This is a genomic window from Peribacillus sp. NPDC006672 (assembly GCF_050274955.1).
Lineage (GTDB): Bacteria > Bacillota > Bacilli > Bacillales > DSM-1321 > Peribacillus.
In genome coordinates this window covers 1-14,051 of record NZ_JBNNOR010000012.1, presented here as the reverse complement: position 1 = coordinate 14,051, position 14,051 = coordinate 1, and the positions used below count along the sequence as shown (strand labels likewise).

The following is a 14,051-nucleotide window of genomic DNA, read 5'->3' as shown; positions in this document are numbered from 1 at the left end:
AACGAAAAAATACTCTTTTCAGGAGGTTCGGCCTTTTACTTGGGATTTGGAGCAAATACTCGTGAATTCCACGCTTTTACTCGTGAGTTTAGAGCAAATACTCGTGAATTCCACGCTTTTACTCGTGAGCTTGGAGCAAATACTCGTGAATTCCACGCTTTTACTCGTGAGTTTGGAGCAAATACTTGTGAATTCCACGCTTTTACTCGTGAGTTTGGAGCAAATACTCGTGAATTCCATGCCCGTTAAAATTCATTCCCTTTTTTCCCGTACCTTCAGTAATCCACTAAAGCCTTCCTTCCAACATTCAATGTTTTAACCCTTTCCTTATATTCCTGCAACTCTTGTTCCAGTTTTTGTTTTCTATTTACAATCATCCTCGAAACCTCTTTCGGGCTGGGCCCGCCTTGAATGCTTCTAATTTCCACAAAGTACTCAGGAGAGATTATTCTTTTCCATTCATCTTCTGCTATATTCACTGAAACGAATTCATTGATAATCTTGTTAACGTCTTGGGTGTCCCAATCATATAGCTCTTTCCCTTCACTTATCGATCGTTTTGCAATATGACTCGCTATGGAATGGGCTTTTCTAAATGATATCTCGTAATCTCTTGATAGGGTATCAGCTAATTCAGTAACCGTTATACTGGATTTCGCGGCCATTTTCTTTGTATGTTCTTCATTTACTTTTAAAGTTGATATGACTGCATACATTAGTTTCATGACACGGCCTGCATTCGAAAAAGCCCGATATAAATGCGGCTGTAAATCATCCTCCGTATCGACGATATCACCAAATGGTGTGTTGTGGATCATATTCATTGCAGCAAGTGCATCACCATACGCACTGCTTGCAATCGAACGGGAATGTTCAACTGATACTGGGTTTCTTTTTTGCGGCATGATGCTGCTAACTTGAACATAAGGATCTGCCACATGAAATGTACCAAACTCCCTTGTCACATGCTGCAAGAAATCTTGAATCCACCTTCCGGCATTAACCATGCACGTCATAATGGCAGTTGCGGTTTCCAATAAATAATCGGCCCCGCCTATCGAATCATAAGAATTTTCAACAACCGCCTCAAACCCAAGCAGTTCAGCGGTACGGTTACGGCTGATTGGAAAACCAGTAGTGGTTAACGCAGCCGCGCCCAGAGGGGATTGGTTCACCGTTTCATAGGCTGCCCATAACCGTCCAATATCCCTTTGAAGAACATCATAAATGGCTAAAAAGTAATGGCCTAAAGTAGTCGGCTGAGCCGGTTGGGTATGCGTGTAAGCAGTAATATAGGTTTCTGTATGTTTTTCAGCCTGCACCAAAAATGCCTCGCTCAATTGGTTTGCATACCCGATCAATTGGAGAAGATGACCTCTTATAACAAGCCGATACATCGCAACTCCCATATCATTACGGCTGCGGCCGATATGAATCTTTCCTGCAAGCTCATGACCGATTTCCTCGCCAATCTTTGCCTCCATCATGAAAAATAAGTCCTCGAATTGAGGTTGATAGGTCAGGAGAGTGAGATCTGTTTGAGCCACTTTCCGAATCCCCTCCAGCATCGTTTTCGCTTCTTCTTCTTTAATGATCTTTTGTTCCGAAAGCATGATCACGTGTGCGCGATGAATATCGAACATCACATGAAATAAGTAATCTCTTTGATCATTAAAAACAGGCATTAGAAGCTCTTCTGCATATGTTTTTCCGGGAAAAACACTGCCTTCATTTTTGATAAATTCTTCAAGCTTACTCATCTTTGAACCTCCGATTTATAAAGCTTTTTCCGCTTTGATTCCAAAAAACTTGTTCGAAATAAAAAGAACGATAACAATCAGCGTGATTTGAATCATCCCATAGGCAGCTGCCTGCCCCATATTGAACATCCGAAGCTGATTCATGATTTCAATAGATATGGGTCTGTTTGAAATCGTGTACAACAGGACTGAGGTTGGGAATTCGCCTACAGACTCTATAAAGGCTAATAATGTCCCTGATAAAACACCAGGCAAAATAATCGGTAAAATGACCTTTCTGAAGGTATAAAACCACTTTGCCCCCAAGTTTCTTGCTGCTTCCTCAATTGAGTCATCAAGCTGCTCCAGAACGGCGTTAGTTGAGCGGACAACAAGTGGAATATGTCTGATGAAATAGGCAAGGGGCAAAATCCAAAATGTTCCTACTAATATTTGACCGAAAGAAAAAACACTAGGTTCATTAAATGCGAATATCAAGTTCATCCCAATAACCGTTGCAGGCAAGGCCCACGGAATCATGACTAGGATATCAATAAAGCTTTTCCCAACGAATTTCCGTTTGACAAGAACATAGGACGCGATGACCCCAAACACCAAATTTGCAAGTGTGGCAATAACAGCCATTAGTAAACTATTTCGTAAAGGTTTAAAGATATTGGGGTCTTCAAACAACAGTCGGTAATTTTCCGCATTAAATACTGTCGGATACGTTTGAAACGTCCAGGTTCCATCCGGCACAAGTGAGAGCAATAGAATCGTAAAGTGCGGTAAAAGCAGAATAAGTACGCCGATGATACCCGTTACGACCATCACCCACTTCATAAATGGATTTTTCACTTCACTCCTGTGTGCCCCAATCCCTTTCGAAGCCATGCGGTAATCTTTCCTATTCTGATACCAACGCATGAATAATAGAAATGAAATTGAAACAATGGATAGAATCACGGATTGAGTAGCAGCAATTTCCATATCACCATTAATTTTCGAAAAATAAATTTGCAAGCTCAACACCCTGTACCCACCAGCTAATAGAAACGGGGCGCTGAAAGAAGCCATTGATATCATGAAAACAAGTAAAGAAGCGGCAACAATGGCAGGTGTCAATAATGGAAATGTCACCCTCCAAAATACCTTGAATTTATTCGCTCCTAAGTTATATGCAGCTTCTTCCAGGGACGGATCAATTTTATTGATTGCAGCGGAGACGGTCATATAAAAATATACATACATCGTATAGGCATGCACGATCAGGATTCCAGATACCCCGCCAATTTTAAATGGAACTTTATCGAGACCGAACATATCCTTGATAGCATTTGGAATTAATCCCGATTCTCCATATAAAAACATAAAGGCCATAACCCCCACCAATGATGGAAGAACAATCGGCAAAATCGCTGCTGATGAAAAGAAGCTTCTGCCTGGAAAGTCGTAACGGTTAAAAATGAATGCGAGCGGAATGCCAATCAAGGCACTGACCAATACACTCAATATGGATATATAAACAGAATTCCATAGAGCCTCTAAGTTCGTTTTTGATTCCTGTACGAAGAAGTCCTGATAATTCCCCAGGGATGTCGATCCGTCTTTTTGCAAACTTTCTATAAAGGTTCTCAATGATGGGTAGAGAACATAAGCCACGAGCACTAATACAACTGGTATTAGGAGCCAAATCGTCAATCTGGTATCACGGTTTTTAATCATGGAGCTTCACCGCTTATAACAGGGATAAGACGCAGCTGTTTCCCTGGAAGTTGGACATATACTTCCTTCCCTTGATAAAAGTATCCAAATTCATGAGTATTAAATACATCCACCCTTAATAAAACGTTTTGAACATCCACCATGACATTTACTACAGATCCAAAGAATTGGACGGAATTGATTTTACCTTTAAAGATATTCATTCCCTCTTCGGCCACATCCAGAATCCTGATTGCTTCAGGACGAATCGAAACAGCAAGGTCATTATCAGTCTGCAGAATAGAAATTCCTTCCCTAACTTGATTTTGTACATTGAATTTAATCGGTTGTTCACTGTTTTTTAGGGCTACCACTATATTATCTTGTTGAACTTTTTCGACTTGAACGGGCAATAGATTAATCTCACCAATAAAACTCGCCACGAAATCATTGGCCGGCTGATTATAAATTTCTGCCGGCGTCCCGACCTGGTGGCATACACCATAATTGAACACAGCGATCCGATCACTCATGGACAATGCCTCAGTTTGATCATGTGTGACATAAATGGTGGTAATCTTATAATCACGCTGCAGCCTTAAGATTTCTACCCTCATTTCATCACGAAGCTTGGCATCCAAATTGCTTAATGGTTCATCCAGCAGCAATATTTCCGGTTCAATAACCAGTGCCCTGGCAAGGGCAACACGCTGCTGCTGTCCTCCGCTTAACTGGCTCACTTGACGATTCGAGTAGCTTTCCAGCCTGACTTTGCGAAGTGCATCCAGCACTTTCCCCTTTAAATCGCTTGTAGAAACTTTTCTCACACGCAAACCAAATGCAACATTTTCAAAAACAGTCATGTGGGGAAAGAGGGCATAGTTTTGAAAAACCATGCCTGTATTCCTTTTCTCCGGAGGTACACGCGTCATATCTTTTTTGCCGAATCGGACGACACCTTTTGTTGGATAATAAAAACCGGCAACCATCCGAAGCGTCGTCGTTTTACCGCAGCCACTTGGACCAAGAAAGGTAAAAAACTCGCCTTCTTTGATTTCTAGATTTAAATGGTCAACAGCTATCGTTTTCCCGAAGGCTTTTTGGACATTCTCTATTTTTATTGACGCCATCCAACGACACTTCCTTATTCTTTAATTTCTTTATCCCCACTTTTTATATTTTCGTCCCAATATTTCATCCACTCGTCACCTTTTTCTTGGAATGCATTCCAATCAATATCCATCGCTTTAATTTCTGTATCCGTGATCCATTCAGGTAAATCCTTCACATCACTTCTGGTCGGAATCCTGTAAAATTCTTCCGCCAAAGTCTTTGCGGCTTCTGGTGAATTCACAAACTCATAAAACGCTTCAGCCGCTTTGGGATGTTTGGCACCTTCAACGATGGCAATTCCTTCTGTCAATACTGGCGTTCCGCTTTCAGGAATGACGAACTCAAACGGATAATTTTTATTTTCTCTCAGCATGACAACATCCGGCATTGCCCAAACGGAAAGCGAGGCCTCTCCTTTTGCCACCTTGTTATACATCATTTCCGGGTTGGCTGAATATTCCTTTGTGTTTTTGTCCAGCTTCTTTAACCAGTCATATCCTTCTTGGGGATCATTTGTATCCTTATACGTACGATAGATCATCGAAGAAAAAATTGTCCTCATCGTTCCGGAGGCTAACGGATAGCGGATGATGATTTCGTCTTTCCACTTCGGATCAAGCAACTCATCCCAATCTTTCGGTACTTCGGCTTTGGATAGTTCCTTGCTGTTATACATGATGACTTCCGGTGTCTGGCTCGTTCCCGTCCAATACCATTCCGGATCGCGGAATCCTTCATCAAGACTATCGGAATAGGTAGGCTTAAAAGCAGCTAGCAGCCCCTCATCCTTTGCTTGATTGAAGTTTGTGGAAGGTGCTCCCCACCAAACGTCTGCCTGCGGATTATTTTTCTCTGAGCGAACACGGTCAAGGATTTCCTGAGACCCCATGTCAAGCCACTCAACATCAATGTCATATTTATCTTCGAACTGCTTTTCGAATTTTGATAAGATATCTTTGCCATGTGGTGAATAAACGACGATTTTATCTTCCAACTCACCTTTTTCTCCCTTGGCACCGCCAGCATCCGAATTCGTTTTCGTATCTGTACCGTTACATCCTGAAATCAATAGTGCTGCCGATAAAGTCAGTACTGAAACAAGCGACTTTTTCCTATTTTTCATTAATAATCCCCCTCATCACGAAAATTCAAAATGCCATCATGTTCCCTTAAGAATAGGGAAACCGCTCCTAATACTCCTGCGTTTTCTCCCAGTTGTGAAATTTTCATTTCTACTAAACTTGGAAGATATCGATCAACGATCTCACGAATTCTAGGAAAAATGTATTCAGATGAATTTAATACACCACCTCCTAAAATGATCACATCTGGATTTAGCAAACTAGCAGCATTGACAATTCCGCAGGCTAAATGTTCGATTGCTTCATTAATGACGGCCATAGCTGTCATGTCCCCTCTTTTCGCGGATAAAAAAGCATCTTCCCCTGTCAGCTCGGAAGACTTGGCCTGTTCAAATAAAGAATGATGAGGATCTTTGAGTACAGCTCTGGTAAAATTACCGCCAATCGATTTTCCTCCTGCGACACTTTCCAAATAACCGTATCTATGGAAAATCGGCTTGAATTCACGCTTCATATCCTCTTTATCAGTCACCATATATCCCATCTCCCCAGCTGCACTGGAAGCCCCTCTGTATAACTGGTTATTCAAGATAATGCCGCTTCCTATACCAGTTCCAACCGCAATGAACAGCAAATTCCGCTTATTTTGTGCATTACCCAGCCACTGTTCACCGAGGGCCGCCGCGTTTACATCATTGTCGAGAAAAATAGGGAAATCAAAATACCGTTTCGCTTCGGCTATAAACGGGTATTGAACCCAGCCTAAACTCGGTGCCTCTATGACTAATCCGCTTGCCGTTTGCGTTATACCAGGAATCCCAACCCCCATCCCTAATATCCTGTCTTTCACAATCTGATTCTTTGCAATTAACCGGTCCGTTTCAATCGCCATTTGTTTAAGAAGACCTGATTGCAAATATGTGTTTGTTGAAAAACTAGTTTCAGCCAGGATTTTTCCACTTAAATCACATAAAACGATTTTCACTTTCGTCCCGCCAATATCGGTCCCAATGATATAGGCAGCCTTCTCATTGAAAAAGAGCTGGATAGGCCTCCTCCCACCTTGAGAAGAGGACTCTCCTATCCCTTTCTCAAATACCCATTTCTCCTGTATAAGTTCATCCACAGCCAAAGAAACAGTCGGTTTACTCAACTGAAGCTTAACGGCGATTTCCGCTCTTGAAATGGGTGAACATTCTTGAATGCATTGAATGATTCTTTTTTTATTTACGTATTTTTGATGACTGGGTGTTCTTTTAAAACTCATCACATCACGGCCTTACATCATTTAGTTAGTAATTCTTCCTAATTAAGTAAAAATATAACTTAAAAGAATTTAGCACACAAGCTATTTTTTATAATTTTTAAAATATTCCCACTTTAATAGTTACTTCGCATCATTTACATTTATAACCATTAATGATATTTATTAGATATGTTTTTTTCGCCTGGTTGGTTAGAAAATATTACTAACCTACATTAATTTCTTCACAAGAGTTTAGGTATTTTAGTTGAAGGAGGTTAAAAGAAAAATGAAAAAAGCTCTGGTATCTTTACTTTCTCTTTTGTTAGTTCTTGCATCATTGCCGCTCGGAGGCAGCGCTGCAAATATGGAGAAAGCCAACGTTGAGTTATGGAATGCAGTCAAGCCACTCGAGACGACCGTGACATTCTTAAACAGCGGTGCACATCCAGATGATGAACGAAGTGACTTTCTCGCTTATCTATCGAGAGGATTAGGTGTGAAGACATCCAGCCTGATTGCAAATCGGGGTGAAGGGGGACAAAATGAAATTGGGGATGAGCTGGACAATGCTCTTGGAATCATCCGTTCAAGGGAAATGATAGAAGCTGCAAAAATCACTGGGGTGAAGGCGTATCATCTAAGTGAAACAACCTCTGATCCCATTTATGATTTCGGCTTCTCTAAAACACCAGGAGAAACATTAGAAAAATGGGGAGAGGAACTCACATATGAACGGCTTATCCGCTTTATTCGAACGTACCAGCCTGATATATTGATGCCTTCCTTCCAAAATGATGATACCCAGCATGGACATCATCGAACAATGACAATCTTAAGTGAACGCGCCTTTAAGGATTCCGCTGATCCAACTGTTTTTCCTCAACAATTGAAACAAGGTCTATCTGTATGGCAAGTGAAAAAGTTATATTTACCTGTTTCCTCGGCAGATCAAGCAACCACTTCGATAGAAATCGGTAAATATGATCCAATATACGGTATGACTTACCCACAGCTTGGAGAACAATCCCGCTATCTGCATAAAAGCCAAGGCATGGGTTCTGATATCCCTGCAGCACCCCGTCAGGTCCATCTAGATTTGAAACAAAGTGCCGTTGATACAAAAAAACAGTCGGACCTTTTTGCAGGTGTACCTTATAATTTTACAGAATGGGCTGAAAAACTCCCTTACTCAGCTTCAAAATTAAAGGGTGAATTGAAATATTTACAACGAAATTTGGACGCCGTTATTGCGGCTTATCCAAATGATGAACGTGTTTTTTCAACATCCCAAACAGCTCTATCCAATGTTCGTTCAATTATTGCACAAGTCAAAAAAACAAATCTAAGCCCTTCCATTAGGAACGACTTGCTCCATAAGCTCTCATTAAAAGAAGATCAATTGCAAAACGTCAGTTATGTCTCTTCAGGACTCGAGGTTCAAGCTAAAGCTGCTTCAATGATTCTTACGAAAGGCCAAAATACGAACGTAACCGTAACCATGAAGAATAATGGGAAACAAACATTGAAAAAAGTCGCGGCTGCATTGAACGTGCCTAAAGGATGGAAGGTTAAAACAAAATCTAAAGATATCAATCTAAAACCAAATGAATCAGCAAAAATAACCTACAAGGTTAAAGTCCCAGAAGATGCAGCTTATTACCATGCTTATGATGAATCAACAATTACAACCAATATTTCTTATAAATACGGCAGCACCAAAACTGCCATAAAAGAATTGGATGGAACGATAGCTGTCCTTCCTGACGTTGGCCTTACCCTATCTCCTGAAGATATTGTGGTAAATACAGCAGATGTAAAAGAAGAAATACCAGTGACCGTAACCTTGAAAAATTATACAGAGGGAAAAACATCAGCAAAGGTCGCTTTGAAAATACCTAAAAATTGGGAAGTGCATCCTAAAAAAGCCACCGTATCATTTAATGAAAAATCAGAAGAAAAACAAGTGAAGTTCACCCTCACACCACCGAAGACAATTCAAAATGGGGAATATCAGGTTAAGGCAGTTGCCACTGTCAATGGAGAAACTTTTGATTCAACCATTCAGGAAATTTCCTATGACCATATCGGAACATTCTATTACCAATACCCAGCAGCCATCAACACCGTTGCATTTGAGCTTTTGATGCCGGCTTCATTAAAAGTGGGTTACATTGAAAGTGGATTTGATAAAGTGGCAGATTACTTAAGCAATGCAGGACTTAACATTACAAAGTTAACCGCAGCTGATTTAGCGGAAGGTGATTTGAGCCAATACGACACGATCGTTACAGGCATCCGTGCCTATCTATCCAGGGAAGATTTAAAGGTAAATAACGCTCGCTTACTTGAATATGTGGAAAAAGGCGGCCATCTCGTCGTTCAATACCATAAACCTGGTGATGGATGGGATGCCCTGAAAACTGCCCCATATCCACTTACCCTCGGGAATCCTTCCATTCGCTGGCGGGTAACAGATGAAAATGCCGCGGTAAACGTGTTGAAACCAGAATCAACGCTTTTTAACTATCCAAATAAAATAACATCGGACGACTGGAACAATTGGGTTCAAGAAAGAGGATTGTACTTCCCAATGAAATGGGATGAACGATTTGAAACGTTCATTTCCATGGCTGATCCAAATGAAGCACCATTTGATGGCGGAATCCTCATGGCAAAATACGGGAAAGGCACCTACCTTTACACAAACCTTGTCCTATACAGGCAAATTCAAGGCCAGGTTCCAGGCGGATATCGAATCATGACGAACCTGATTAGTTATGGTACCCAGTAAATAGGTAAGAAACCTATGCAAGTGTTGACTGCATAGGTTTCTTTCTCATATTGATGTTTGCCCGATTGAAGCTTTACAAGCTTTCCGATTGGATACTCAACTATTAAACCATACACTCCCCAAATCCTTAAAACAAGGCCACTTATTAATCCAATAATCACTCTTACTCTTTTATTAATTTCAAAGACCTCCAACCGTAAGTCCACTAAATAATAACTACTACAACCTCCTTCAAAAAATACCAGCTTTTTAAAGTAACATGCCGTTTAGCTCCATAATATAAAGGCTCTTCTGCAACCCCTTGCGTATTTCTTGGATGTGAAAAGGCATTTTCTAAGGGGGAATCACCTCTTTGGTTCGTGTTCCACTAAAGCACTATATTACTTCAAGTAATATTATTCATTGTGGTATTTTCACTTTAAAGGATTTAAACTCGACTGACTGTAAAGAATCTCCTTTAAAATCTAACTCTTTTGATTCACCATTTTCATCAAATTCCACTCCTCCTCCATCTGTCGGAAGCGCTAAATAAGGAGTGATTGTCAATTCTTGTACTTTTGAATCAATTGGATCAAACTTCTTATTACTCTTAAACACCATGCTATCTTTTAAACGGTTCCCGGTTACTCCACCAGAATGACTTATAATTTCATTTCCATCTTGATCAACCATCAGGAATTCTATATCGCCTGCCCGACTTAGTTCAAAATCCGTTCCTTCTTCAGAACTTTCATAAGATACGCTGATACCCGTTTCACTTAAAGATAATTCTGTAACAGTAATATTAATACCATCAACATTTTCAGAATGTTGAATAGGGATTTTATTAATATCTGTAATTTGTTTTATTGGAGTTGAGAAATACCAAGTTTCTCCGTTCTTTCCATGCAAAATTAAACCTAGGTCAAAAGCATTTGGCATATCTTCGGTTACAGTTATATCTTGAATTGCAGTCCGAATTGTTGGGGATTGAATATTTTCTCCGTATCCACCTGAAGAACCATTAGGTATTTTATTATTAATTGTAAAATCCATACCAGCCCCAAAATACAATTCTTCAAGTTCTTTTTCTGATTCTATTTTAAGACCAATCGTAATTTCATTTTGATCATATAAAATTTCATCAAGCGTAACGGATATGCCATTGATTGTTTGTGTCTCACCAATTTTACTTGTTAAACCCTTTTTTTGAGCTTGTTGTAACCCAATTAGATTAGAATCACCGAAAACAGAGCCAATAATAGGTATTTGAGACAAACTACTTGCTAAAGCTGGAGAATAGTAAGATGAGCCAACCAATATTCCAAAAACGGCTGCCACACTACCTAAAGCATATAATATCTTTCGTTTTCCATTTTTAACTTTATAACTATGCGTACTATTCATCTTGTTACTAATTTGTTCTTCAGCCTGAACAATACCTGCTTGAATAGCTGAACGTACTTGTTCTTTCGGGAAATCGTTTAACTGATTATGTGACTTTTCCATTTAATTTATAACTCCTTTCTAAATCAATCTTTAGCCTTTTCTTAGCTCTGCGTAAATAAGTTTTTATCGTCCCAACTGGTTTTTCCATGATCTCTGAAATCTCCTGAATTGGAAGGTCATGATAGTAAAATAAGATGATTGATGTTTGATAAGATGAATTAAGTTTGGATAATGCCTCATTCAAATGAAAAGATTCTATCTCGTTATCTTGCTTGTGATCTAATCTCTTTAACAGTTCATTTTCCTCATAAGGGATGATTTGTTCTCGCTTTTTTAATAACTTGTAGCACTCACGTATAAGAATTCTAAATAGCCAAGTTGAAAAATACTCTGGATTTTTTAATTCACCTATTGAAAGAAACGCTTTGCATGATGTTTCTTGGATGGCATCTAAAGCATCTTCTTTTTTTCCAACATAAGAAAGAGCTTTATAATATAGCATTTTTTCTTCTAAAAATAGCAATTCTTCGAAAGCAGTAACGTCCCCATTAATAGCTCTTTTCACAGTATGTATATCATGCTTCACTGTGGAATCCCTCCCTTCATTAATTAGAGTCATAAGGACATACAGAAAGTTTCAACTTCCTCATTTTTTCTAATTTATTTTCGATTCAATTACTTATAAAGTGAAATTTATATAGTTTTACAGTCAGACAAAGATACAGTTGAATAAGAACAGCACCGTAAACGACCGTTTTTGGTTTTGACAAATGAACTTCTTTAAAAATCTGTTACTTTATGTGTTAATCTGAACTTTTTTAAGTACTATTTGCACATGAAAGATCAACTGTAGGGATTGATCAAAAGATCCTCCTGAACCCCCATATTTAACGTAAATAAAAAGAATCCACTTTGAAAAAAGATGTTCAAATGGATTCCTTTCTAGCAGTATACAGTTTTTATAAAATTGATTATTTTTAGTGACCCTAAATGAACTAAAGCACCCGTTATTGAAGAAGGGTATCTTTCTCTATTTTGAAAGTATGATTTTATAAATTATCATACATGAGAACAGAAGATAAATCGCACATTCAAATCCTATTTTTATAAACAAAAAATAAGCCGCGATTTCTCGTAGCTTATCTTCTGAGGATTATTGTTGGAATTTCAGTGAATTCTCACCGAACATTTTTTTAACGTAGTTTTCCTCTTGTAAAAAGCCTTTCTTCCCTAATTTATCGCCTTCATATTTACCGTAAGGCTCGGATAGGAAACTTACTAGGCTTTCTGCATCTTTATCAACTTGGTCAAAATTACCTTCGGCCCATTTATCTAACATTTTTTCATATCCGTCAGTTTTAGTAAGACGACTGATTTCAATAGAGTCTAATTGATTTTTTAAGTATTGGATGTTGCCTTTAGTCATTTGAGCTCTATTAATAGAATAAGGATCAACACCTCTAGGAGCATCCAATTTTCCACCGAAATTAACTTTTTGAAGTGTCATTACTATCATTCTAGCGATAACATCTTCTTCGTTGTTAACTTTACCGATTTCTTTTTTAGCTTTTTGAAGTTCTTCACTGCTAAGTTTGTAATCAACTTCTGCAGTTTGAGTATTTTCAGCATCTGCTACAATTTTGCCGTTGGGTTCATCTTGAGCTTCTGCGATAGGGCTGTTATAAGATAGAGAAGCGTAAGTTCCAAAAGCTAATAATGCTGCGCCAAGTGTTCCATACATAATTTTCTTTTTCATAATAAATTCCTCCAGATTGTACCTTGATTATTCATGCTTCATTTTAATTATTTCCTATTATGGGCAAAGTTCACATTTACTATCATAACAGATACCTTAACTATTATCCTTGAATTGTTATTGTTCCATTTCCCAAGGGTTTTGATGACTCTTCTTTAGCTCACAGTACGAATACACTACGCTTCTTATACAAACCTGCCCTTTAGTTCAATAGGAAAACACTGTTAGTTAAAGAACGTTTATTTCTTATCTCTAATTTCTTCTAAAATTCCTATTACATGATTGTTTTGTTTTTTAATCTTTTTTCAATAATACTTGAAGAAAAAAATACAATAAGTATAAGAGCTATTCCAACAAATAATTCCATATTTCTCTTCCGATGAATTCAGTTTATGTTTAAGAGTATAACTTCTACTAACCTATATTTTCCAGAGGCATTATGCAACTATCCTGCCCCGTTAGTGCCATATCGAGTAGGGGGAAAATAAGTTTATTTTCGCCCCTCTCACAACACCGTACGTACGGTTCGCGTATACGGCGTTTCAATTTATATCACAGTGTGTACTTTTAGATAATGTTCTAAAGCAGAGGGGACTCCCCTCTGCTTTAGTCTTTTGTTTGAGATTGCTCTTTGGACGACTTTGGATGCTCCTATGAATCGGTAACCTTTTCGACAGTAGGTTAATCCTTTCGCTTCTTCCTCCGGAATTCCTAGTTGAATAAGCGATTTAATTTGTTTCTTCGCTACTTTCCATTGTTTCCATATGATGACCCTAATTCTAGAGCGAAGCTTTGTGTCTATTCGTTCCGTCGTTTTTTTCATGTTTGCCACTCTGAAGTAGTTTACCCATCCAACTATTACTTGGTTCAATTTCAATATTCGGTAGTCTAGTGGAACATTCCAATTTCGCTTTGTCAGTTGTCGAAGTTTCCTTTGAAACTTCTGTACAGAACTTGGATGAGGTTTCACTTTGTAGTTGTTGTTATTAGTGTCGTAATAATACCCAAATCCTAAGAATTTTAACTCTTTTGGACGTGAGATTTTACTCTTTACTACATTGACTTTCAGGCCTAATTTCTCTTCTATAAATCTCACGATTGTGCTCATTACTCGGTTCGCTGCCTTTTCACTTTTCACAAAGATAAGGGCATCATCAGCGTACCTCACGAACCTTAGTCCTCTTTTCTCCAG

11 protein-coding genes are annotated in these 14,051 nt (G+C 38.8%); 2 read left to right on the top strand and 9 right to left on the bottom strand.

Annotated features, from left to right (window positions below; genetic code table 11):
- Positions 1-39: 39 nt before the first annotated feature.
- On the top strand, positions 40-249 hold the full coding sequence (locus ACQKKK_RS18665; protein ID WP_427618091.1) for a hypothetical protein: 210 nt from the start codon (positions 40-42) through the stop codon (positions 247-249).
- A 26-nt stretch (positions 250-275) separates the two neighbouring features.
- On the opposite strand, the gene argH is transcribed toward ACQKKK_RS18665, so the two are convergent.
- From argH to ACQKKK_RS18640, 5 genes are read right to left on the bottom strand one after another with little or no spacing between them, the layout of a single operon-like run.
- Positions 276-1,760 carry an argininosuccinate lyase gene (gene argH / locus ACQKKK_RS18660; protein ID WP_427618089.1) on the bottom strand — a complete coding sequence of 495 codons (1,485 nt, stop codon included), beginning with the start codon at positions 1,758-1,760 and terminating at the stop codon, positions 276-278.
- A 15-nt stretch (positions 1,761-1,775) separates the two neighbouring features.
- On the bottom strand, positions 1,776-3,464 hold the full coding sequence (locus tag ACQKKK_RS18655; RefSeq protein ID WP_427618087.1) for an ABC transporter permease: 1,689 nt from the start codon (positions 3,462-3,464) through the stop codon (positions 1,776-1,778).
- Positions 3,461-4,573 carry an ABC transporter ATP-binding protein gene (locus tag ACQKKK_RS18650; protein WP_427618085.1) on the bottom strand — a complete coding sequence of 371 codons (1,113 nt, stop codon included), beginning with the start codon at positions 4,571-4,573 and terminating at the stop codon, positions 3,461-3,463. The genes ACQKKK_RS18655 and ACQKKK_RS18650 overlap by 4 nt, the downstream gene beginning before the upstream one ends.
- A gap of 14 nt (positions 4,574-4,587) precedes the next feature.
- Complete coding sequence (locus ACQKKK_RS18645; RefSeq protein ID WP_427618083.1) at positions 4,588-5,679, bottom strand: extracellular solute-binding protein; 1,092 nt, start codon at positions 5,677-5,679, stop codon at positions 4,588-4,590.
- A complete protein-coding gene (locus tag ACQKKK_RS18640) occupies positions 5,679-6,905 on the bottom strand; it encodes an ROK family transcriptional regulator (RefSeq protein ID WP_427618081.1) in 1,227 nt (408 codons plus the stop codon). Before ACQKKK_RS18640 ends, ACQKKK_RS18645 begins: the two co-directional genes overlap by 1 nt.
- 265 nt (positions 6,906-7,170) lie before the next feature.
- On the opposite strand from ACQKKK_RS18640, the gene ACQKKK_RS18635 reads away from it, so the two are divergent.
- On the top strand, positions 7,171-9,675 hold the full coding sequence (locus ACQKKK_RS18635) for an NEW3 domain-containing protein (protein ID WP_427618079.1): 2,505 nt from the start codon (positions 7,171-7,173) through the stop codon (positions 9,673-9,675).
- Between the two features lie 399 nt (positions 9,676-10,074).
- Here the strand turns inward: ACQKKK_RS18635 and ACQKKK_RS18630 are convergent, their stop codons facing one another.
- From ACQKKK_RS18630 to ACQKKK_RS18615, 4 genes are all read right to left on the bottom strand, one after another.
- Positions 10,075-11,163 carry a DUF4179 domain-containing protein gene (locus ACQKKK_RS18630; protein WP_427618077.1) on the bottom strand — a complete coding sequence of 363 codons (1,089 nt, stop codon included), beginning with the start codon at positions 11,161-11,163 and terminating at the stop codon, positions 10,075-10,077.
- A complete protein-coding gene (locus ACQKKK_RS18625) occupies positions 11,147-11,689 on the bottom strand; it encodes a sigma-70 family RNA polymerase sigma factor (RefSeq protein WP_427618075.1) in 543 nt (180 codons plus the stop codon). Before ACQKKK_RS18625 ends, ACQKKK_RS18630 begins: the two co-directional genes overlap by 17 nt.
- Positions 11,690-12,256: 567 nt before the next feature.
- Positions 12,257-12,859, bottom strand: a complete 603-nt coding sequence (locus ACQKKK_RS18620) for a hypothetical protein (RefSeq protein WP_427618073.1) — start codon at positions 12,857-12,859, stop codon at positions 12,257-12,259.
- A gap of 547 nt (positions 12,860-13,406) precedes the next feature.
- A partial coding sequence (locus ACQKKK_RS18615; protein WP_427618071.1) for a group II intron maturase-specific domain-containing protein occupies positions 13,407-14,051 on the bottom strand: 645 nt, incomplete at its 5' end.